The sequence below is a fragment of the Ruegeria sp. THAF57 genome, assembly GCF_903914075.1.
Lineage (GTDB): Bacteria > Pseudomonadota > Alphaproteobacteria > Rhodobacterales > Rhodobacteraceae > Ruegeria.
The window spans coordinates 162076-183037 of the sequence record NZ_CAIWNQ010000004.1 but is presented as its reverse complement, the minus strand read 5'-3'; the positions used below and the strand labels follow the sequence as shown (position 1 = coordinate 183037).

The 20962-nt window shown below is 55.8% G+C and carries 17 protein-coding genes; 5 read left to right on the top strand and 12 right to left on the bottom strand.

The window, feature by feature from the left end; genetic code table 11:
* Window positions 1-49: 49 nt before the first annotated feature.
* Genes RUESEDTHA_RS12180 through RUESEDTHA_RS12170 form a run of 3 tightly spaced genes read left to right on the top strand, consistent with a single transcriptional unit; the run spans window position 50 to window position 4138 of the window.
* A complete protein-coding gene (locus RUESEDTHA_RS12180) occupies window positions 50-697 on the top strand; it encodes an ABC transporter ATP-binding protein (RefSeq protein ID WP_180887121.1) in 648 nt (215 codons plus the stop codon).
* Window positions 694-3108: an ABC transporter permease gene (locus RUESEDTHA_RS12175; protein ID WP_180887120.1), complete on the top strand. Its 2415-nt coding sequence runs from the start codon at window positions 694-696 to the stop codon at window positions 3106-3108. Before RUESEDTHA_RS12180 ends, RUESEDTHA_RS12175 begins: the two co-directional genes overlap by 4 nt.
* Window positions 3098-4138, top strand: coding sequence for a lipocalin-like domain-containing protein (locus RUESEDTHA_RS12170; RefSeq protein ID WP_180887119.1), 1041 nt, complete (start codon window positions 3098-3100; stop codon window positions 4136-4138). The genes RUESEDTHA_RS12175 and RUESEDTHA_RS12170 overlap by 11 nt, the downstream gene beginning before the upstream one ends.
* A gap of 3 nt (window positions 4139-4141) precedes the next feature.
* On the opposite strand, the gene RUESEDTHA_RS12165 is transcribed toward RUESEDTHA_RS12170, so the two are convergent.
* The 3 genes from RUESEDTHA_RS12165 to RUESEDTHA_RS12155 form a co-directional block, all read right to left on the bottom strand.
* The gene (locus RUESEDTHA_RS12165) at window positions 4142-4573 is read right to left on the bottom strand and encodes a universal stress protein (RefSeq protein ID WP_180887118.1); all 432 of its coding nucleotides are present in this window, start codon (window positions 4571-4573) and stop codon (window positions 4142-4144) included.
* Window positions 4570-7179 carry a TRAP transporter permease gene (locus tag RUESEDTHA_RS12160; RefSeq protein WP_180887117.1) on the bottom strand — a complete coding sequence of 870 codons (2610 nt, stop codon included), beginning with the start codon at window positions 7177-7179 and terminating at the stop codon, window positions 4570-4572. The genes RUESEDTHA_RS12165 and RUESEDTHA_RS12160 overlap by 4 nt, the downstream gene beginning before the upstream one ends.
* Before the next feature lie 102 nt (window positions 7180-7281).
* On the bottom strand, window positions 7282-8250 hold the full coding sequence (locus RUESEDTHA_RS12155) for a TAXI family TRAP transporter solute-binding subunit (protein WP_180887116.1): 969 nt from the start codon (window positions 8248-8250) through the stop codon (window positions 7282-7284).
* A gap of 395 nt (window positions 8251-8645) precedes the next feature.
* Here RUESEDTHA_RS12155 and RUESEDTHA_RS12150 point away from each other — a divergent pair, with 395 nt between their 5' ends.
* Entirely contained in the window at window positions 8646-10139 is a 1494-nt protein-coding gene (locus tag RUESEDTHA_RS12150) for a BCCT family transporter (RefSeq protein ID WP_180887115.1), read from the top strand.
* A 105-nt stretch (window positions 10140-10244) separates the two neighbouring features.
* On the opposite strand, the gene RUESEDTHA_RS12145 is transcribed toward RUESEDTHA_RS12150, so the two are convergent.
* Window positions 10245-11252: a sterol desaturase family protein gene (locus RUESEDTHA_RS12145; protein WP_180887114.1), complete on the bottom strand. Its 1008-nt coding sequence runs from the start codon at window positions 11250-11252 to the stop codon at window positions 10245-10247.
* A 258-nt stretch (window positions 11253-11510) separates the two neighbouring features.
* On the opposite strand from RUESEDTHA_RS12145, the gene RUESEDTHA_RS12140 reads away from it, so the two are divergent.
* On the top strand, window positions 11511-11864 hold the full coding sequence (locus RUESEDTHA_RS12140; RefSeq protein WP_180887113.1) for a multidrug efflux SMR transporter: 354 nt from the start codon (window positions 11511-11513) through the stop codon (window positions 11862-11864).
* A gap of 21 nt (window positions 11865-11885) precedes the next feature.
* Here the strand turns inward: RUESEDTHA_RS12140 and RUESEDTHA_RS12135 are convergent, their stop codons facing one another.
* Genes RUESEDTHA_RS12135 through wecB form a run of 8 tightly spaced genes read right to left on the bottom strand, consistent with a single transcriptional unit; the run spans window position 11886 to window position 20686 of the window.
* On the bottom strand, window positions 11886-13478 hold the full coding sequence (locus RUESEDTHA_RS12135) for a DUF2723 domain-containing protein (protein WP_180887112.1): 1593 nt from the start codon (window positions 13476-13478) through the stop codon (window positions 11886-11888).
* On the bottom strand, window positions 13475-14488 hold the full coding sequence (locus tag RUESEDTHA_RS12130) for a polysaccharide deacetylase family protein (RefSeq protein ID WP_180887111.1): 1014 nt from the start codon (window positions 14486-14488) through the stop codon (window positions 13475-13477). The genes RUESEDTHA_RS12135 and RUESEDTHA_RS12130 overlap by 4 nt, the downstream gene beginning before the upstream one ends.
* Window positions 14485-15831, bottom strand: a complete 1347-nt coding sequence (locus tag RUESEDTHA_RS12125) for an FAD-dependent oxidoreductase (protein WP_180887110.1) — start codon at window positions 15829-15831, stop codon at window positions 14485-14487. The genes RUESEDTHA_RS12130 and RUESEDTHA_RS12125 overlap by 4 nt, the downstream gene beginning before the upstream one ends.
* Window positions 15828-16448, bottom strand: coding sequence for an acyltransferase (locus tag RUESEDTHA_RS12120; RefSeq protein ID WP_180887109.1), 621 nt, complete (start codon window positions 16446-16448; stop codon window positions 15828-15830). Before RUESEDTHA_RS12120 ends, RUESEDTHA_RS12125 begins: the two co-directional genes overlap by 4 nt.
* Window positions 16445-17470, bottom strand: a complete 1026-nt coding sequence (locus RUESEDTHA_RS12115; RefSeq protein ID WP_180887108.1) for a Gfo/Idh/MocA family protein — start codon at window positions 17468-17470, stop codon at window positions 16445-16447. Before RUESEDTHA_RS12115 ends, RUESEDTHA_RS12120 begins: the two co-directional genes overlap by 4 nt.
* A 5-nt stretch (window positions 17471-17475) precedes the next feature.
* Window positions 17476-18702, bottom strand: coding sequence for a DegT/DnrJ/EryC1/StrS aminotransferase family protein (locus tag RUESEDTHA_RS12110; protein ID WP_180887107.1), 1227 nt, complete (start codon window positions 18700-18702; stop codon window positions 17476-17478).
* Entirely contained in the window at window positions 18702-19547 is an 846-nt protein-coding gene (locus RUESEDTHA_RS12105; RefSeq protein WP_180887106.1) for a glycosyltransferase family 2 protein, read from the bottom strand. The genes RUESEDTHA_RS12110 and RUESEDTHA_RS12105 overlap by 1 nt, the downstream gene beginning before the upstream one ends.
* Window positions 19544-20686: a non-hydrolyzing UDP-N-acetylglucosamine 2-epimerase gene (gene wecB / locus RUESEDTHA_RS12100; protein ID WP_180887105.1), complete on the bottom strand. Its 1143-nt coding sequence runs from the start codon at window positions 20684-20686 to the stop codon at window positions 19544-19546. Before wecB ends, RUESEDTHA_RS12105 begins: the two co-directional genes overlap by 4 nt.
* Window positions 20687-20962: the final 276 nt, after the last annotated feature.

The following is a 20962-nucleotide window of genomic DNA, read 5'->3' as shown; positions in this document are numbered from 1 at the left end:
CTGCCCGGGTGGGTTCCACATTGTTGCAAATACGACCCGAGGCTTACTCATGCTGTTGAAAATAGACAATGTTCAGAAATCCTATCCCGGAGGGCGCCCTGTCCTGCGCGGTGTCTCGCTGGCGCTGGATAAGGGGCAAACGCTTGCGCTAACCGGTGAAAGTGGCAGCGGTAAGAGCACGCTGTTGAACCTTGCCGCCGCGCTGGACAGTTTCGATGGCGGAGAGATCACGCTGGACGGAACCGATCTGTCCGGTCTGGATGATCCCGGTCGTGCCGCGTTGCGCCGTCAGAGCGTTTCTTTGGTGTTTCAGCAATTCAACCTGATCCCTTCTTTGACCGTCGCGCAGAACCTGTCCTTTCACGCGCGTCTGGCAGGAAGACGGGACGAAGCGTGGTCAACCCATCTTGCAGACAGGCTGGGGCTGTCAGACTTACTGGACCGCTATCCCGAAAATCTGTCGGGCGGCCAGCAGCAACGTGTTGCGATTGGTCGTGCCATGGCTGCGCGGCCTAAACTGTTGCTTGCAGATGAACCCACCGGAAATCTGGATGAAACTGCCAGCACGACCGTTCTGGACCTCATGCTATCCCTCGTAGCTGAAACCGGGGCCGCGCTGCTGCTGGTCACGCATTCACAGGACATTGCCGTACGGTTGGACCGACGGGCGCATCTGTCCGGCGGGCGTATTACATGACTGTGGCGATTATTCAGGCGCTGCTGTCTCATTGGCGGCGGCACCGCTTGCAACTTGCAACCCTGTTAATCGGGATTGCGCTGGCAACCGGCCTGTGGTCAGCGGTTCAGGCTATCAACGCCGAAGCACGGGCAAGCTATCAGCGCGCCAACGAACAACTCGCGCTGGGACAACACGACGAGTTGAGAAATCCGGCTGGTCCAATCACGATTGACAGATATCTGTCATTGCGACGCGCGGGATGGCAGGTCGCGGCCGTGTTGGAAGAAACCACGCGCATAGGGGGGCGCAGCATCCGCGTCATGGGCGTTGACATGGTCGCCTATCCAGCGCTGCCAGCTGTTACGCGCATTGAGCAAAGCGCCACCCCACCGAACCCGGCTGACATTCTGACCTCCCCCGGACGGTTGCTGGCCTCACCTGAGTTGGCGCGGTTTCTGAGCAGCCAAACCGGACTGCCGCCCGTTCTGACAAGCCCGGACCTTCCCCCTGATCTGATCCTGACAGATATCGGTGTGGCCGAGGTTTTGCTGGACAGGAAGGGTCAAATCTCAAGGCTGATCATTCTGCCCGACCAACCGCGCGCGCTTCCTGCAATCGCCGCGATAACACCCGAGCTAGAGCGGGTCGAAGCGTCTTCGCAACTGGATACGGCGCAACTGACCAACAGTTTTCACCTGAACCTGTCAGCCTTTGGGCTGCTGTCATTCGCCGTTGGACTGTTCATCGTGCACGGAACGGTTGGGCTGGCTTTTGCGCAGCGTCGGGGGATGATCCGAACGCTGCGGGCGCTTGGCATTTCAATGTGGCAACTGGTTTGGCTGATCCTTCTGGAGCTGTCCTTGCTGGCACTGTTCGGCGGGTTTGCAGGGCTGATGCTTGGGTACTTCCTGGCGGGTGCGCTCTTGCCAGATGTCGCCGCGACGCTGCGCGGGTTATATGGCGCCCCGGTTAGCGGCGAAATTGCATTACAGCCAAAATGGGCATTGGCTGGATTGGCGATGGCTTTGGGCGGAACGCTGCTGGCCAGTGGTCACGCACTAATCCGATTATCCCATATGCCCCTGTTGTCGGGTGCCGGAGTTCAAGCGTGGCGGACAGCCGCCTTCAACGGTTTCACCACCCCGCTTTTGGGCCTGTTGGTCATATTGGTTGGCATCATCGTGCAACTGTCCATTGGTGGATTGGTCGCCGGGTTTTCGCTGGTTGCTGGCTTGCTGCTGGGTGCGGCGCTGCTCTTGCCGTCCTTGCTTTCGTTGGTGATTTCGGTTTTTCAACGCTTTACCAAAGACCCAATTGCCCAGTGGATCTGGTCGGATATGCGCGCGCAGTTGCCCGGTCTATCGCTCGCGTTGATGGCGCTCCTATTGGCCCTTGCGGCCAATATCGGCGTTGGAACGATGGTTTCGAGCTTTCGCCTGACCTTCACCGGCTGGCTGGATCAACGCCTGACGTCCGAGCTGTACCTGACGGCAGAGGATGACCAGCAAGGGCGAGAAATCTCGGATTGGTTAGCGCCGCAAGTGAACGCAATTCTGCCAATTCGCAGTGTGGAACTGGCGCATCCCAGCGGACCCCTTTTTCTGTACGGAGTCGTGGACGATCAAACCTACCGACAACATTGGCCACTGATCGCATCAGGTGCGGATGTCTGGGATCGCGTGAATGCCGGCGAAGCGGTGCTGATCAATGAACAACTCGCCCGCCGTCAGGACCTGTGGCCCGGTGACGATCTTAAAATAAACCGTGAATACACATTGCCCATTGCTGGCGTGTACTCTGACTATGGCAACCCAACTGGACAAGCGATTGTCTCGATGACACGACTGGATCAAATCGCCCCGGGGGTTGAGGCAAGGCGCTTCGGGATACGTACGCGCCCCGAAGGTGCAACGGAACTGGCAAACGCGCTACGGGACAGATTTGACCTTTCAAGGCAGGCCGTGATCCAACAGGCCGCGATGAAAGCACAATCCATGGCCGTGTTTGAGAAAACCTTTGTGGTCACTTCGGCGCTAAATGTGCTGACGCTGGGTGTCGCCGGGTTCGCCATTCTGACCAGCCTGCTGACCCTGTGGACCCAACGCCTGCCTCAAATTGCACCCGTTTGGGCCTTGGGCCTGACTCGCGCCAGACTCGCGCGATTTGAACTGCTGCGCAGCGCGTTGCTGGCGGCGATGACCGCGATCATTGCGCTGCCCCTTGGCTTGGTTCTGGCCTGGAGCCTCTTGGCTATCATCAATGTCGAGGCATTTGGCTGGCGCCTGCCGATGTACCTGTTTCCCGCAGATTGGGTTCGATTGTTCCTTCTTACCTTGCTGGCGGCTTTGATCGCAGCGGCTTTGCCCGCCTTGCGCCTTCTGCGCCTGCCCCCGGCTGACTTGCTAAGGGTATTCGCCAATGAACGTTAAACCGTGGTTATTGATCCTTGCTCTGCTGCTTCCACCCTTCGCGCAGGCCCAAGGATATGCAGGTTTGGGGGGATCGGCCGAAGGGTTCGACATTCCGCAGCCGGGATACCAATTCGAGTTTCCGAAGGATCACGGCCCACACCCGTCCTTTCGCATTGAATGGTGGTACCTGACAGCAAACCTGACCGGAGAAGACGGGCGGCCCTACGGCATTCAATGGACTTTGTTTCGTTCTGCCCTCAAACCCCAAGAAACCGAGGGTTGGCAAAGCCCCCAGCTATGGATGGGGCACGCGGCGGTTACGACCCCGGATCACCACTACTTTGCGGAAAGACTGTCACGGGGCGGCATCGGGCAGGCTGGTGTGACGGCGAAACCGTTCGAGGCTTGGATAGACGAATGGCACATGCGCGGACCAGATATCAATAAGCTGTCCCTTTCGGCCAATGGGGGCAATTTCGGATATGACCTAGACCTGAACGCTCAGGGCCCGCTGGTGTTTCACGGCGACCAGGGATATTCGGTAAAATCAGGGGATGGACAGGCCAGCTACTATTACTCTCAGCCGTTTTTTGCGGTCGAGGGCACGTTGCACCTGCCGGATCAGGATATCGCGGTCACCGGACAAGGCTGGCTGGATCGTGAATGGTCATCGCAACCACTGGCAGCAGATCAAAGCGGATGGGACTGGTTTTCGCTGAGCTTCAACGACGGGAACAAACTTATGGCGTTTCGCCTTCGCGGGGATCGCAGTGACTTTACCGCGGCGACCCTGATCTCGGCAGATGGCGAGACAACCGCCCTGCCCGATGGTTCCATTACGTTCAGCCCGCTCGAAACGTCCACGGTCGCTGGCCGCACGATCCCGACCCGCTGGCGCGTGACGCTGCCTGACCGGAACCTCGATGTCGAAGTGTCCGCACTGACGCCCGAGGCTTGGATGGCGACGAGGTTCGAATATTGGGAAGGCCCGGTTACGATCTCGGGCAGCCACGCGGGGCGCGGATACCTTGAGATGACCGGATACTGACCCCTATCGCACGACGTAGACCGAGACCGTCGAGTGCCGCACGACCCGCGCAGCATTCGGGCCCAGCAAATAATCCTTCAGGTCCGGTTTGTGCGCTCCAATCACGATCAGATCACTACCCGCACCCTCAGCCGTTTTTAGAATTTCCTGATAGGCCGTTCCCGTCGCGACAACATGGCGGATTTTTTCGTTCCGCTCTTTGCCAACCGCTGCGACGCACATCTCGACCAGTTTGGAATGCGCTTCTTCCATCGCCTTGTCGTGAAAGTCTGGTTGGAAGAACCCGGAAACCCAGCTTTCCCCGAAATCGGGAAGCACCGTCACCACATCCAGTTGCGCATTGTCCTGATCCGCCAGAGCCGCGGCTTTGTTCAAGACATTGGTATCCAGTTCGCCGTTGCTGATGTCGACGGCACAAAGCACCGAGTTCGTCATGCGGGCACCTCTTGTCTGGCGGCTCGGCCGCGTTGCAGGAATGCGATCAGACCCAGAAAGATCATAGCAGGAATGTAGATCAATTGCTTTGGAGGCTGGCTGGACGGCAGGCTGACCGAGGTCAGACGCACCGCGTCGTCGCCGTAATAGTCGAACATATCCAGCTCATCCGCCACGGGCGTGCCAAAAAGCGGTTCTTCTAGTTTGACCAACCCGTCTTCTTCCAGAAGAAGCAAGCCCATGGCATCAACCCGCGCCGCGCCGCCCTCTTCGCTACCGACCGTGACAACAACGGTTGTGTCAGTCATTTCGAGCGTGTCGAAATCCGGGCCGCTTACGACCATGCGTACTTCGGTTCCGGGCGGGGTCTGCCCGATGGTTTCCACAAATGCAGCAGGCTCGACCGATGTATAGGGCGGCACGATACGGTCCATGAAATAATCCGGCCTGAACAATGCAAAGGCCACCGCGATCAACGCCACGCTTTCGTAGATGCGGCTGTGGGTCAGGAAATACCCCATCGTTCCCGCCGTAAAGACAAGGATCGCTATGGTCGCAAATATCGCGACGATTATTCCTTCTACCCACGTCACATCAATCAACAGCAAATCGGTGTTGAAGATGAATACAAACGGCAGCGCCACGGTGCGCAGGCTGTAGAAGAACGCGGTGAAACCAGTCTTGATCGCATCGCCGCCAGATACGGCGGCTGCGGCGAAACTGGCCAGACCCACGGGCGGGGTCACATCCGCCATGATACCGAAGTAGAACACAAACAGATGGACCGCGATCAGCGGCACGATCAGTCCGCTTTGTGCGCCCAGTTCAACGACAACCCCGGCCATCAATGAGCTGACCACGATATAGTTCGCCGTAGTCGGCAGGCCCATGCCCAGGATCAGGCTCAGCAGACCGACCATCACCAGCATCAGGATCAGGTTTCCGCCCGACAGGAACTCGACCAGATCGGCCATGACCTGACCCACTCCGGTCAGGGTCACGGTGCCTACGATCACACCCGCGGTGGCCGTGGCCAGAGCGATCCCGATCATATTTCGAGCGCCGTCGATCAGGCCCTGCCACAGGTCGGCAACACCGTCGATGAACGTGTCTTTCAGATTGCTTTGCCCCCGGAACAACGCTTTGAGAGGCTTCTGCGTCAGAAGGATTACAAACAACAGCGCCGTCGCCCAGAACGCCGACAACCCGGGTGATTTCTGTTCGATCATCAGGAAATAAACCAGCACGATGATCGGCAGCAGATAGTGCAGACCTGCCTTGTAGATATCCGCGATCACCGGCAGCGTAACTTCCTTGGCATTCGGATCGTCGGGTTCAAGGTCCGGCACCTGCGCGGCAAGATACAGCAGCGCCACGTACACTGCGCAGACGATAAGGCTCAGGATCAATCCCGCCGAGGACGGTGCCCAGCTTGTCACCGCTTCGACAGGGAACTGCGAGCCATAGCAAAGACCCGCAAAGACGAGAAAGAAGGACAGCATACCCAAAACAGTGCGCGCCAGATGAACGTCGCGGTCACCCAGCGTGGGCATGTTCCGCTTCACGGCCTCAAGGTGAACGATATAGACCAGTGCGATGTAAGAAATCGCAGCCGGCAGGAACGCATGGGTGATCACCTCGACATAGGAAATGCCGACGTATTCCACCATTAGGAAGGCGGCAGCGCCCATAACGGGCGGCATGATCTGGCCATTCACGGATGAGGCAACCTCGACCGAGCCTGCCTGTTCGCTGCTAAAGCCTACCCGCTTCATCAGCGGGATGGTGAAGGTTCCGGTCGTCACAACGTTCGCAATCGACGAGCCCGAGATAAGGCCGGTTGCAGCCGAACCCACAACGGCTGCTTTGGCAGGTCCGCCGCGCAGGTGGCCCAATGCACCAAAGGCCATCTTGATAAAATAGTTCCCTGCCCCCGCCTTATCCAAAAGTGCACCGAACAGAACGAAGAGGAACACGAACTTGGTGGACACGCCAAGCGCGATACCGAACACGCCCTCGGACGTGATCCACATATGGCTCATGGCTTTCTTGAGGCTGGCCCCTTTCCAACGGATAACTTCGGGCACCCATTCCGACGAGCCAAAAAAGACATAGGCCAGGAATATGGTTGCGATGATCGCCATTGCTGGGCCAAGCGCACGACGCGCGGCCTCGAACAACAGCAACAGACCACCCAGCGCGACCCATTTGTCGGTGTCATCGGCCAGACCGCCTGCGTTTACGATCTTGTCGTAGAAGAAATATCCATACAACGCCACGGAGGCGCCAAGCGCGCCCATGATCCAGTCCTGCACGGGAATGTAATCCCGCGGGCTGGACTTAAGCGCAGGATAGGCGGCAAACGCCAAAAACATAGCGAAAGCCAGATGAATCTGGCGCGAGTTGTTCACCACGCTGCCCGGCAGCACCACATTCGAAACGGGTGAGGCCAGAACAACCTGAAACACGGACCACAGTGCCGCAACAACAGCCAGAAAAATTCCGACATTACCGACCGGATTACGCCCGCCCGCATCGGACGAGGCGACAAGGTCCTGTAGCTCTTCTTCGGATAGCGGTCGGTTGGATTGGGTGTCGGAACTCATCAAGATGTCTCCCCGTCATGCGGCCTTTTGGCCTTATTTATTGCCCGGTCGAGCCGGGCTTGGGTTGCGGGGCGCCCGAAGGCACCCCGCGTCAGGTCTGGTTTACTGAATCCAGCCTTTTTCTTTGTAGTACTTCTCGGCACCCGGATGCAGAGGTGCCGACAGGCCGTCTGCGATCATTTCCTCGGGCTTGAGGTTGGCAAATGCCGGGTGCAGCTTTTTGAAGTCGTCGAAGTTTTCGAAGACCGAGCTGACAACCGCGTAAACCGCGTCATCCGACACGTCGGCCGAGGTCACAAAGGTTGCACCCACACCGAAGGTGGTGGTGTCGCCATCCGACCCACGGTACATGCCGCCAGGAATGGTCGCGGTGCGGTAGTACGAGTTGCCGTCGATCAGACCGTCGATCGCGTCGCCGGTCACGTTGACCAGAACGGAATCACAGGCTGTGGTCGCTTCCTGGATCGAACCCGATGGGTGACCAACGGTGTAGATCATCGCGTCGATCTGGTTGTCGCACAGAGCAGCCGACTGTTCAGCCGCTTTCAGCTCGGACGCCAGCTCGAAATCGTCAAGGCTCCAGCCCATCGCTTCGAGAACGACGTCCATGGTGCCGCGCTGACCGGAACCGGGGTTGCCGATATTCACGCGCTTGCCCTTGAGGTCTTCAAAGCTGGCGATGCCGGAGTCGGCACGGGCCACAACGGTGAACGGCTCGGGGTGGACCGAGAACACCGCGCGCAGGCTTTCGAAGGGACCAGCCTCTTCGAATTTCGAAGTGCCGTTGTAAGCGTGGAACTGCCAGTCGGACTGGGCAACACCAAACTCCAGCTCGCCTTCGCGGATGGTGTTGATGTTGTAGACCGAACCGCCGGTAGATTCGACCGAGCAACGCACGCCGTGCTCTTTGCGGCCTTTGTTGACAAGACGGCAGATGGCACCGCCTGTCGGATAGTATACACCGGTTACACCGCCGGTACCAATTGTGATGAATTCCTCGGCGTAAGCGGCCGGAGCCATGAGCGCCGCGGTTACGACCGCGCCAAGGCTAAGCTTGCTGCTGTTTTTCATTTTTGAGAACTCCCAAACTCTTATTATGGATGAGAGACTTTTCAGCGGTCCCTCATCTGGGACCTTGCCGGTACGACAAGCCACCCCGTCTTGCAACAGGGTCAAGCATCTGAATTTTCAAAATCTCCCAACTTATTTGACGTTTCATTCAGACACTCCGCTTGTCAACCCCCGCGCCGCCCTCAACCGCCCCGAGCAGCAAATGTGAGAGAATTTCCGGAACTTTCCCCCCGAGATCGCGGGAATTGACCAGACTAGTCGGATTAACTTTGTTCGACGGTGCCCGCATCAGGTTCGCATTGAAAAACAACAAGGCGTGTAAAGCACGCCGGTCCTTTCGGTTATGCGCGCAATTGGACTAAGCTGGCAGAAACGGCGCAGAAAGGCCTCGGACCGTGGATAGGAAATCCCCCAGCCCGCTTTTGATTATTGCCCTGACTCTCAGCGCGGCTATCGCTGCGTGGGGCATTGCCGATCCGCATGGATTGGGCCGCCTTGCGACTGCGGCTGTTGAGACACAATTCAGCAGCCGTGGCTGGTTTATTATGCTCGAAGTCAGCGGCCTTCTGTTTGTTGCAATCTATCTGGCCTTTTCGCGCTTTGGCGACATACGTCTGGGGACCGATACGTCCGAGCCCGAATTTTCAACGCCGGTCTGGATCGCGATGCTGTTTGCGGCCGGGATGGGCGTGGGTTTGCTGTTTTACGGAACGGCCGAACCCCTGACGCATTTTGAGCTTTTGCAAAACTATAGCGACGATGCCGAAGCCGCCAGTCACGCCATGTTCGTGACCTACTTGAACTGGGGCTTCCACGCCTGGGCAATTTACGGGATCGTCGCGTTGGTCATAGCCTATTTTGCCTACCGTAAAGGCCGCGCACTGTTGCTAAGCGCACCGTTGCTGGCCGCATTGGGAGAGGCCCGCTGGGTCAAGGCGTTGGGCTGGGTTTTCGATCTGCTGTCAATCGTCGCCATCGCGGTTGGGCTGGCGGGATCAATGGCGATGGGCGTCTTTCAAATTCAAACCGGGGTGGCCGGTCTGATTGGTGTTGAGCAGCCCGATCGCCTGACCCTTCCAATATTTGGAGCCCTATGCATCGCCTTCATCATTCCACTGCGCAGAGACCTCGGCGACGGCATGGCGCTTTTGTCGAATGCCGCGATGCTGATCGCCGTGGGACTGATGATCTACCTTTTGATCTTCGGCCCGACTTCGTATGTGATGGACGACATCGTATCGGGGTTTGGGCGCTACCTGTTCGGCGTTCTTCCCGCTGGTTTTTCAACGGCCGGGTTCTTTGACCAAAAGATCGTCAACTGGTTCCACAGCTGGACGCTGAATTACATGATCTGGTGGCTCGCCTGGTCACCATTTGTGGGTATTTTCATCGCCCGCATCTCGCGCGGGCGAACGATACGAGAGTTTTTGATCGGCGTTATTGTCACCCCCACCCTGTTTTCCATCCTTTGGTTCGGAATCTTCGGGGGGCTGGGATTCTTTGACACTCTCAGGCAGGACGGAACGCTGGCCGCAGTAAATGCCGAAAACCTTGACGCGACCACATTTGCATTGCTCGAAAAGTTTCCGCTGGACGGTTTGACCCGCACGGCGACAGTTCTAGCTGCGTTCCTGTTCGTCGTTACAAGCGTAGTCAGCGCGGGCTTTACTCTTGCTATGATCGGCGCCGGAGGGGATGAGAACCCTTCGCCCCGCATTCGTACAATTTGGGGCGGAATTTTGGGGGCACTTGGGCTGGCAATGATTTTGGTCGGGGATATTGGCCTTGTGCGCTCGATCATCGCGCTATCCGCTATTGCCTTTGTGTTTATTGTTCCGGTTCTGGTCGTTTGCCTGTTCAAATCGCTCACCAAGGAGGAAAACGCATGACTGGTGGACTGATTGATACAGTGCTGAACCTAAGTGTGTTCGCCTATGTTGGTTTTCTGATTTGGCTCAGCCAGCATCCGGATCCGTGATCCCCGATTGCACAACTCAGAAGGCGACGCTGAAAACCACGCACAAAACAGCCGCGACGCCGAACCCCATAGCAAAGCGACTGAACAGCTTTGACCCCGTGATTTCCTTCCACGCCAGTTGAAAAGGTTTCAAATAAAGCTCGACTACCGACCCAAACGGGTTGGGTTCGGCGCGTGAAATGCCAAATTCCAGCTTTTCGTATCCTTTGGGAACGTACAGCGTGCCAAACAACCAATCCCAAATCGCAAAGATAAAACCAAAATTCTTGTCAAAATGCTTTTCGTCGATCGAGTGGTGGGTTTGGTGCTGCGCCGGACTGATGAAGATGTAAGACAGCCAGCGCGGATAACTGAGCCAGATATGCGAGTGCCTTAGATTGTACCCCAGTAGGTAAAACCCAAATAGCACAACATTCAGCCCTCCGATTGTAAGCTGCGCGGGTTCGGACATCGTCAGATAGGCGTAGAACGCAAAAGCGACCTCGGTCAGAACCACCATGAACGTACCGGTAATGAACAGGTCGACCGGGTGCTGACGATAGACAGTTACGATGTTCAGCACCTCGGCAGAGTGATGAACAGAATGGAAATGCCACAACGGTGCAAACTTATGCTGCACGTAGTGGGTTAGGAAAATGGCAAAATCAATCGCAAGGACCGCCACCAGAGTATATGCCAGTGACGTGAATACGGACAACGTGAACAGGGCCTCCTGACGCGGTCCGAGCACTGAATCAAAGACGTTACCGAATGCGTTGAACACGATATGCCCCGAGATCATAAAGTGGGCAATGATCCCAGAATAGATGAAAGTGTTTACGACAAAGAAATAATAATCCTGCTTTGAAGACGGATGAAACCAGACCTTTCGATCAAAAACATACCCAAACAGACCTTTTTCAATCTCGTCGGGACGGTGCTCACTCTCTCTTCTCTCGAAGAAAAAAAACACCGCCGCCGAGATGATAAACGCTGAAACTACATAGAGATAGAACAGGCTTGTCGATGGCAACAAAGGTGCCATGAAGTTCCGAATAACTCCGTCTTTAAACAGATCAACAAACACTGCTGGATGTACCTTTTACCTCTTTTTCCAAACAGTGAGCGGAACGAAGCCGCAAGTCAACGTGCGCCTCAACCAGTCTATTTGGAAACAGTGGGTCCGACACTGCGCGGAACGGCAGCAAGCACCGCAGGCCGCGCACGCCCGACTTTTCATTAGACCTGAGACCGCTTCCAGACTAGCACTTGAAGACTTAGTTTATTTTCGGAGCTTTGTCGGATGAGTTACTGGTTAGCCTTGTTGCTTGCGATTTGCGGAAATATTGGCGCGAACTTTGCTTTCAAGAAGTTTACAGTTGAAACCGAGATATCCCGCTCGTGGTCTTCCATGCTGTCTGCCGCACTGCACCCGATGCTATGGGTTGGGCTGACGTTGGGTGTCATGCTTTTACTCAGCTATCTATATGCTTTGCGCGGGCTTCCTTTGCGCACAGCGTACACGCTTGCGACAAGCCTCTCTATCGTCGGAATATCAAGCGTCGGGATGATCTTTTTTGGCGAGGTTATAGGTTTGAAAACGGTACTTGGAATTGCCTTCGTCATTGTTGGTGTCGGGCTTCTGACAACCGGATGACGTGCCCGGGTGTTTCAATTTCTACTCTTTCCTCAAAAGCAAACCGTATCCAAGGTCACCGAACTCAATCTTCTCGCCATTGGCAATCGCTTGCTTGGGCATTTTTGAGTAGACTTCCGTCAGATTTCTGGCTTGCTTTAGGGCCAAGGCAGAGGGTGCAATGACATCTGGGTAAATCATGACCTGATGACCACTGTCTATGGTACCCTCCAGCCGACTAAGAATGACGTCGGTCTGTGTGTCCTTGGCGAAAATCGTATCGGCGGCGCCTACATAATTTAGATATTTAAACAACGGCCAGTCGGCCCCAATGATAACCAAGTCCTTCTCGCCAAGGCGGGTAATGGCGGGTTCGGCCAGTATGCGATTGTAGTCCCGCGTTGCATTGGCAAACACTCCAACGCCTGCAAACCAGTTATGAACCCCAAAGACCGCGACAATTAAAACAAGTACCGACACATGCCCAGAGCGTTGCAGAGGCCCGGAAATACGACTTCCCAACAGTAAGAATACAGGCACAAGCGTTGGCAACCACGCTTCGAAACCTTCGGGGTGCAAACCCAGCACCATAAGCGCCTGCACGGTCAAAAGCGAAATCGCACTTAGTTCAGGGCTGGTCAGCGGGCGTCTTTCACGCGCCTTAAGAACGCGAATGACTGCAAGCAGCAACAAAACCAATGCTGCCGGAATCGTAAGAAGGAATAGGCGGTACCCCCAATAGGCCGGGTCAGTGGCGACCAATTCATGCATGAAATGGTCCGCAAACTTGCTTTCGATGACATCCCGTGTGGGTTGGAACGCAAACATCCAATTCGCCGACAACAGGTTTTGAAAGAACGCCACCGCCGAAGCGGAAAGGCTGACCATGTCGGGCAGCACAACAACTTTGCCGTCCGTATCTAAAATTGTGTGCAACGGATCGCTGGATCCCCCCGTGCGTGCCAAGCTTAGGAACCCAGCCGCCAAGAACAGACCGTAGATTGCACAGTATTGAATAAGGTCTTTCAAGACCCGCCGGGACAGGAAGAATACCGGGATTGCTATGCCTGCGACGATGCCCAACGGTTGATAGAAAAACGAAGCAACCGCGCCGGCGATTGCCGTGATCCAGATCCGTCTTGACCGCGCAGGGGGTTTCATCCCCGCCGTCGAGAAGGCCAAGGTAAGCAGAACTATCGTGAACAACATCGCTGAGGGATAAACCTCAAGCTCGGTTGCGTATCGCCATGTGCCGTAACTGACCCCGAAAGTAATGGCGGTAAGCCAAGACGCCGGTGAAGGCACTGCGAACTGTCGCGACAATAACCTTTCAAGCAAGATGACAGAAAGCGATGCAAATATCGCGTTGGCAATACTCAGGATGACGAACGGGTCGGGCTCGGCCTGAAAAACCGAAACTATCCGGTAAAGCACCTGCATCGAAGACAGCCACAACAACAGCCGGACCGGCGCCTCGAAAAGGTCATGTTGCGAGATAATCTCGGCGAAATAGTACGAGTCGATTGCTGTCGTATGATACTCAGGCGCAGTCACCAGGTAGGAAACAGTGAGAATGCAGAACACGCTGACTCTCAGCAGCGCCTGAAAGGATTGGGTTTGCCGTGCCGCAATCATCGGGTGGCGCTCGTTTCTTGGGCCAAATCGACGGCATCCGTGTCTTCGGTGGCAAAATCCGGTCTTCGCAAAGGCAGCTCAGTGATTTTCAGAGTCTTCGCGTGCCCGGCCATCGTCGTGACGTCATACTCGTCGTTCAGCTTGGACAAGAAGCGCTTCATGCGGACAAGCTTTTCATTAGAGGACTGGTTCATACCGGGGAAAAAAGCCAACTGCTGCACGTCATCCCCCCCCATGAAGTCCAACGGATGCAGTAACATCGAAGGGGCTACACCGGCCATATCACAAGCTCGTAGTGCGGATGCGTAATAGACCGAGGCCAGCCCTTCGGACGCGCCTGCGATCCAGTGTAAATAACTGTAATGAAAAGGTATTCTGAAAAACGGCATAGTCGAAACTGGGATTTCGACCATCCGCTCTCGGTTCAGGTCCCATGCGTAGGGTTTTAAGGGTCGAAAGCCATCCTTTATCCCGCCGAACAGGACTTTTCGCCTTTCCTTTTGATCTGATGACAAGCGCGACTTGGCAAAATAATAAGCCCGCGCCAAAGGGCCGGCGATCGTGGGAAAGGTCGAACAGTCATAGTCGTAGCCACGTTGTTTCAGTACATCCAAAACGGTTTCTGACAAACTGTATCCCGGGCCCCGGAACCCCTTGGGCGTTACGCCTGTGGCAGAGTGGATCGCCTCTTCCGCGCGTTCAATTTCTTTGCTGATCTCCTCGGGGGAATATAGGTGCAACCAAGGCTCATGGTTGAATGAGTGATTGGCGATTTCGTGGCCTGCGTCGGCGATGGACTTTAGGATCGGTTTGTTTTCCTTGATCACCGCATCCTGCCCGACAACGAAAACCGTCATGCTTATGGAAAGCTCGTCAAGCATGTCCAGAAACCGCGGCACGACAACGTCCAAATATCCAGGAAAATCCTGCCATCCCGGATCGCCATGCGTTTTCATGTAGGACCACAGGTTATCAAGATCGAGCGACAGGCTTGCGAGCTTCTTTGTCATGCTGCTGGCCTCGCCTCGGTTGTGGTGCGGCCCAGTTCGAGTTTCTCCATGGCCTCGTCCAAAACGCCCAGAGTCGCATCTACGTTCAACGTCCCGTCGATGATCTGGGCCGAGTTCACAAAGTAAAGGCCAGGCACCGAAGTCACCGATTGCGGGGCGTTCTCACGATACCCAATGGTTGGCACGGCCATCACCTCGCGTACTCTTGATACTTTTATGTCCAGAACATCGGTGCTTGCGACGTCCGGATGTACCTTTCGCAGCGCGTCAACAAATTGCAGCGCAATCCCTTCATCGCTTAGGGCCCAATACGGATCATCCTGCGTGACGTAACGCGGTAAATAGACCAGGGTTTTGCCGTCAAACGCATCTGTGCCGGTCAAAGCAGACATTTCAACGATGCCCGTGAATGGCAGCGCCTCATCTGTCAGGTAGGTTAGATAATAACCGGCCAGTGGTCGATTCAGCACAACGGACGCGCAAATTATGCCTTGGTAAACCACCCCATCCAGACGGTTTTTCTCTTCAGCATCCAGCCCCTCGCACACTGCCAGATTTGCTTTTGTCGGAAGTGTCGAGACAACATTTTGGAATACCTGCCTGCCGGATGGAGTTTCGACGCAAACACCTGCGGCGGAACCAAAAACCCGACTTACGGGGGTGTTGGTTTGCACCTCGATCCCTCTTGCGATCAACGTGTCGCGCAGGGCGTTCAGGATACGGGCATAGCCACCATTCTTTACAAAACCAAGCTGTTCAACTTTTTGAACACCCTGCCGCGCAAGGTACAAACGGCGTATGCTAGACCAAATGAACGCCGCCGATGCCCGCGATGCATTATCACCCAACTTTGCCCTGAGTAGCGGCCGCCAGAGCCGATCAAACCCAGCCTGCCCACACCAGCGGGTTAACCATTCCTGAACGCTGATCTGTTCAAGCGGAGCCCCATCCCTGATCCGTCCAGCCGCCATCAACAGATAGGCAACCCGCAACTTGGTTACCAAACCGATTGATCTGAGGCGCAGATAATCGAATGCCCCGTTCAGCGGCATCAGCCGCCCGTCGCTGAAAAAACCTGTGCGCGTTGACCTCCATTCAACGTCGTCCCCCAACCCTATGTCGTCGAGCAGAGCGAGGGTTCGTTTATCAAACGGCAAGATCACATGATAGAACTTGTCGTAGGTGATGCCTCCGACCTGCTGGGCCATTGCAAGGCCGCCCAACTCTGGCGCGGCTTCGATCAGGGTCACGCGCTTACCGGCTTCCTGCAAACGAAGCGCCAGTGCCTGACCCAGAATCCCTCCGCCGAGGACAGCCCACGTATCCGCTTGCACACCGCTCATGACGCGCTTTCCAACTCGGATGAGACAACCCCGTCTTGATAACTGTATTGCCGGTCGCACTTTGGACAGGTCGCCCTTCCCTGCCCCTCAAGGCTTCCACGGATTAAAACGTGGCCGCATTTGCACACAGCCCCCTTCAGCCGGGCCGGGTTGCCAAATACCAGATGGAACGCCCCCACGTCTTTGGTGACAACCGATCCCATTCCAACCATTGCGAACTCAGCAATCGTGATCCCGCCAGAGATCCTGCTGCCCGCTCCGATGGTGACACCGTCCCCAACAAAGGTCGGGAGCGTACTATCCTGCGGACCGGAATCCAAAAGCTGTGTGATGTCGGCGTCAGTGGCACGCGGTGTGATGTCATTGGTAAAGATGGTGCCCGCAGAGATCATCACCCCATTCCCGACCTTGACGGCATTTGGAATGTAGACAAACGAGTTTATCTTAACGAAATCGCCGATTTCAACCCCGTATGCGATATAGCTTTTGCCACCAATAATGCAGTTTCTGCCGATCTTACTGGGACCGCGCAGATGAACGTTGTCCCATACCGATGTGCCGGCGCCGATTTCCACGCCCTTCTCGACGATTGCCGTTGGGTGAATCCTGGCTGTCACGACACCACACTCTTGGGCATGACCCTGTCGATGGTGGCAACGCCGTCAACATCAACCCATCTGCCGCCTTCCGCAATCGACGTGTAACCGGCTGAAATCACGTCCACAGACGCCAGAATGTCCCGCCCGGTCGCAAGGCTTTTGGTTGGTTCGCCGCGAACTCCGGCCGCGAAATCCAAGACCTGATTTGAAAACGCCTGCACCTTTCCGTAACCGGTGCCAAAGGTTTCCCACTGTCCGGTCAAAGGACGCCGTATGCGCGAGGACTTCCAACCGACTTCAATGACGCCTTCGTCGCCGTACAACGCCAAGTAGTCCGAACTGTCCTTGTGAATACTCCAAGACGTTTCGATCTGGGCCAGTGCCCCGTTTGCCGTTCTGAGCGACATAAAGACGTGGTCTTCGACACTGATATCCTGAAGACTTGGGCCCACCATGGCAGAGGCTGCGACAATACCGCCCGTGAAGAAGCGCACAATATCTACACAATGTGTGCCGTTATCCACCAAGACGCCACCGCCAGATATTTCAGGCTGCGCGTTCCACCGGTCGGTCATGTCCACCACGCCTGTAAAGACGTTCTCGATCAGTTTGAGGTCGCCAATCTCTCCCGCAGCCACCTTTTCCCGCGCAATCTGGACGTCATCCACATAGCGGAACTTTGACGCCATCGAGATCAGAATGCCTTTCTCACCAGCCGCCGACGCCATTCTGCGTGCACTTACACCGTTAATTGCAAAAGGTTTTTCGCAGAGCACGGGTAAACCCGCCTCAATCAGATCCAAAACAACAGCTTCGTGGGTTGCGGGCGGTGTAGATACGATCACCGCGTCACACAGCCCTGACAACGCCAATTCCCGATGCGACGCAAACGTCGCAGCGCCGTGGCAATCGGCCAACGAACTTGCGGCATCAGATACCGTATCTGCAACGGCAGTCAGGCAAACGCCTTCGGCCTGCTCCAGTGCTTCGGCATACGCTTTTGCAATCGCTCCAGCCCCAACAATACCAAATCGTACCATCAGCTTTACTCCGCCACGTCCAGACGAGGCACGTCAGAACACACAGCGGCAATCTGTTGTGCCAAGTAATCGACGTGCTCGTCGGTGTAACGCTCGTTCCACGGCAGAACGAGAACATCGTTCAGGAAAGAATAGGTTCCCTCAAATCGCTCGGGCGCATAATCAACAGCTTCGGGCCGGGCAAGATTGAAGGGAAAGCCGCTGTCTCCGAAGGTCTGTTGATCGCGGATCACGGCGCACTCAAACGCGGGCTTCTGGATGTATCGTGGCGCCGAGTTGATGCCAAATCCGCGCAACGCCTCGGCAACACGAACGGGGCCGCCAATTTCGGGCTGAACGATCAGCGGATATTTCCAATAGCTGTGAACGGTTTGGTCATCCGAATACGGAGCCACCAGCATAGGCAGGCCAGATATCGCGTCCGTCAGCTTTTGGGCCATCGCTTTTCTCTGGTGCACGCTGTCATCAAGCTTGGCGAACTGAGCAAGCGCCACCGCGCCTTGCAGTTCGGTCATCCGCCCGTTCAGCGCGACAAAATAATGATCCGGCTTTGGATCTCCGTAACCCCACGCCTTGTCGATAAACAACCGTATGCGCCGGGCAAGACCTTCGTCGTTGGACGTTACAATTCCACCTTCGCCGGTCGTGATGTGTTTACCTTGCTGAAGGCTAAAGCACCCGATGTCGCCAAATGTCCCGACATGACGTCCATCAATGGTTGCGCCATATGCTTGCGCGCAGTCTTCAATCACTGGAATCCCATGCTGGCGGGCGACAGCGCAAATCGCCGGCATGTCTGCGGGATACCCGAAAAGGTGCGTGACGATGATAGCTTTCGTGCGTTCACTAATCGCGCGCTCAATCGTTTCCGCCGTCAGGTTTCCCGTGATCGGATCGACATCCGCAAAAACAGGTATGGCGGTCTGGTACAGGATCGGGGTTATCGCACCCATATCGGTGATCGCCGACGTGATGATCTCGTCGCCGGGACTTGGGTCAATTGCGGAAACCGCGGCGTGGATCGCCCCCGTCCCCGAACTGCAGGCATACCCGAACACAGCCCCGATGGATTGGGCGAATTTGGACTGAAATTCTTTTACGAAATGACCTTTGGTCGACGTAAGCGTACCAGAGCGAATTGCGGACGTCAGGGCCGCGATTTCTTCGTCACCCAACTGGCGACCGCTTGCATCCTGGTCTGAAGGGAACTCGGGAACAGATGTACTCGTCATTAATCTCTTTCTCCACGAACTTGAGGGCCCGCAGAAACTTCCTGCGGGGGGATACGGTTAAAAAAAATCTTTCCGACTGCGATACTGGACATCAAGGACAGGTGATCGCGAACCACCCGCATCAGCTTCAGCTTGGACTGCCCGTATTTACGTGTTGTCAAAACGGCCGGAACCTCGTCAATGCGCCACCCACGGCGGTCCAGCAACGCAAGAACCTCGGCCACGCCGGAAAATCCGTCATGCCGGCGGGGTAAAGAAACAACCGAGCTTTTTCGATACAGGCGAAAGCACGATGTGTACGTAGCCAGATTGTTCCGAAGTAACCGCCGATAACCCCAAGAGGCGCCTTTGGACAAAAACAGACGCCATTCCGGTACACCTTCGACTTGCCCCTGCGGGTGGTACGGCGATGCCGTCACGATCGACGTGTCCTCTTTCAGCAATGGCAGCATCTTGGAAATAAGTGCCGGATCATAAGAGCAATCGCTATCGATGACCGCGACCGCCTCGTCTGTCGAGGCCGCTATCCCGGTGGCCGTTGCCGCCATGATCCCAAGGTTTTTCTTATGACGCAGGCAGGTAACGTTCGGCCTACGCCCGAACAGGTCGTGCATGACATCCCACGTGTTGTCAGTGCTTCCGTCGTCGACCAGAACGATCGAAAGAACCACTTGCGAACCAAGGCTCGTCTGCAATTTGGCAAGCTTCTCTGCCAAATAATGCAGCCCCTCCTCCTCGTTGAAACACGGTGCGACCACGGTCAAGGACTGGTGATCAAGGACGGTGTCCGCCCCACCTTGTACGCGCGGATTGGCCGCCGGAGTGGGATCGGACAAACGCGTCATTGCACCGTCCCCGCAGCAGCCAAGTCAACGGCACGCGCCACCGTCTGCCTTCTTTGCAGGATGTCCAGTATCCGCGCTGCGCTGTTTCCCCGGCCAAATGGATTTTCAACTTCTCCGACCTTTGTGGCCCAACTTTTAGGGCAATCAAGCTCCAGAAGTTCTTCCTGCAGGCGTTGTGCCGATTGACCGACAAGCCGCGCGATTCCGCAACTCACGGCTTCCGAACGTTCGGTTTCGTCCCGCAAAATCAGCAGCGGCTTTCCAAGGCTTGGCGCCTCTTCCTGAATGCCTCCTGAATCTGACAGAATAACCCACGAGGCCGCCAGCACGTGCAGGAAATCCGGATAGGCCAAAGGCTCAACCAAGTGAATCTGATCTGACCCGGATAACTCGGCACGCGCTACATTCTTGACCTGCGGATTGGGGTGGACCGGGAACACGAGGCTGATATCCGGCCGTTCTTCGACATAGCGACGCAAGACCTTAAGGCGATCGCACATAACGGAGCCAAAGCTCTCTCTTCTATGCGTCGTCAATACAATTATTCGACGCCCCTCGAGTTCTGATATCAACGACGCGACCGGCTTGGAGGGACGCCTTTGCCCCATGACATGCCTGATCGAGTCCACCACCGTATTGCCAGTCAGGAAAACGCCCTGCGACGGTACTTTCTCGGCCAGCAACGCATTTTTGTTGCTTAGGGTTGGTGCGAAATGGAAGCTGGCTATGCGGGAAATCAGCCTTCTGTTCGCCTCTTCAGGGAACGGAGAATCGATACTCGCAGTCCGCAGTCCAGCCTCGACATGACCAACAGGTATCTGCCGTTGCCACGCAGCCAAAGCACTACCAAACGCGCTTGAGGTGTCGCCCTGAACAAGAACCACATCCGGTTTCTCTTCCTCCAGAACACGATCAATCCGTCCAACAACCCGAGAAATCACGTCATTCAACGACTGCGCGTGCTTCATGACCTCAAGGTCGTAATCGACAGGGATTGCCCATTCCGTAGCAAGAGACCGCACAAGATCAGTGTGCTGGGACGTCATCACTGTAATCAACTCAACGTCTTCACGCTCACCTGCTTCGCGAATGATCGGCAGCATCTTGATTAATTCCGGGCGGGTTCCAAAAACCAACATGATTTTCAATGCCACACGACGTGATTGTCTGCCCGAACGCCGGCCAAAAGGTGCTTTTCCAAACACCCTTTGTTCAGACCTATTTTCCGATTGAGGGTTCCCCATAACGCTTAAACAGCGCCGAAAACTGCGCCCATTCGAGCGCACAAATAACCAAATTCACACAAACCAAACACCCCACTATTCATCATTACCTCGGGCGTAAAATTCCGCCCAAGTCACAATACTTTTCGTACTGCTCTGCTATGAATAGTCGCGAGATTTTTACTCGCTAAA

Coding starts and splice junctions, on each gene's coding strand:
- RUESEDTHA_RS12180 (WP_180887121.1), top strand. CDS start 50: ATGCTGTTGAAAATAGACAATGTTCAGAAATCCTATCCCGGAGGGCGC.
- RUESEDTHA_RS12175 (WP_180887120.1), top strand. CDS start 694: ATGACTGTGGCGATTATTCAGGCGCTGCTGTCTCATTGGCGGCGGCAC.
- RUESEDTHA_RS12170 (WP_180887119.1), top strand. CDS start 3,098: ATGAACGTTAAACCGTGGTTATTGATCCTTGCTCTGCTGCTTCCACCC.
- RUESEDTHA_RS12165 (WP_180887118.1), bottom strand. CDS start 4,573: ATGACGAACTCGGTGCTTTGTGCCGTCGACATCAGCAACGGCGAACTG.
- RUESEDTHA_RS12160 (WP_180887117.1), bottom strand. CDS start 7,179: ATGAGTTCCGACACCCAATCCAACCGACCGCTATCCGAAGAAGAGCTA.
- RUESEDTHA_RS12155 (WP_180887116.1), bottom strand. CDS start 8,250: ATGAAAAACAGCAGCAAGCTTAGCCTTGGCGCGGTCGTAACCGCGGCG.
- RUESEDTHA_RS12145 (WP_180887114.1), bottom strand. CDS start 11,252: ATGGCACCTTTGTTGCCATCGACAAGCCTGTTCTATCTCTATGTAGTT.
- RUESEDTHA_RS12140 (WP_180887113.1), top strand. CDS start 11,511: ATGAGTTACTGGTTAGCCTTGTTGCTTGCGATTTGCGGAAATATTGGC.
- RUESEDTHA_RS12135 (WP_180887112.1), bottom strand. CDS start 13,478: ATGATTGCGGCACGGCAAACCCAATCCTTTCAGGCGCTGCTGAGAGTC.
- RUESEDTHA_RS12130 (WP_180887111.1), bottom strand. CDS start 14,488: ATGACAAAGAAGCTCGCAAGCCTGTCGCTCGATCTTGATAACCTGTGG.
- RUESEDTHA_RS12125 (WP_180887110.1), bottom strand. CDS start 15,831: ATGAGCGGTGTGCAAGCGGATACGTGGGCTGTCCTCGGCGGAGGGATT.
- RUESEDTHA_RS12115 (WP_180887108.1), bottom strand. CDS start 17,470: ATGGTACGATTTGGTATTGTTGGGGCTGGAGCGATTGCAAAAGCGTAT.
- RUESEDTHA_RS12110 (WP_180887107.1), bottom strand. CDS start 18,702: ATGACGAGTACATCTGTTCCCGAGTTCCCTTCAGACCAGGATGCAAGC.
- RUESEDTHA_RS12105 (WP_180887106.1), bottom strand. CDS start 19,547: ATGACGCGTTTGTCCGATCCCACTCCGGCGGCCAATCCGCGCGTACAA.
- wecB (WP_180887105.1), bottom strand. CDS start 20,686: ATGTTGGTTTTTGGAACCCGCCCGGAATTAATCAAGATGCTGCCGATC.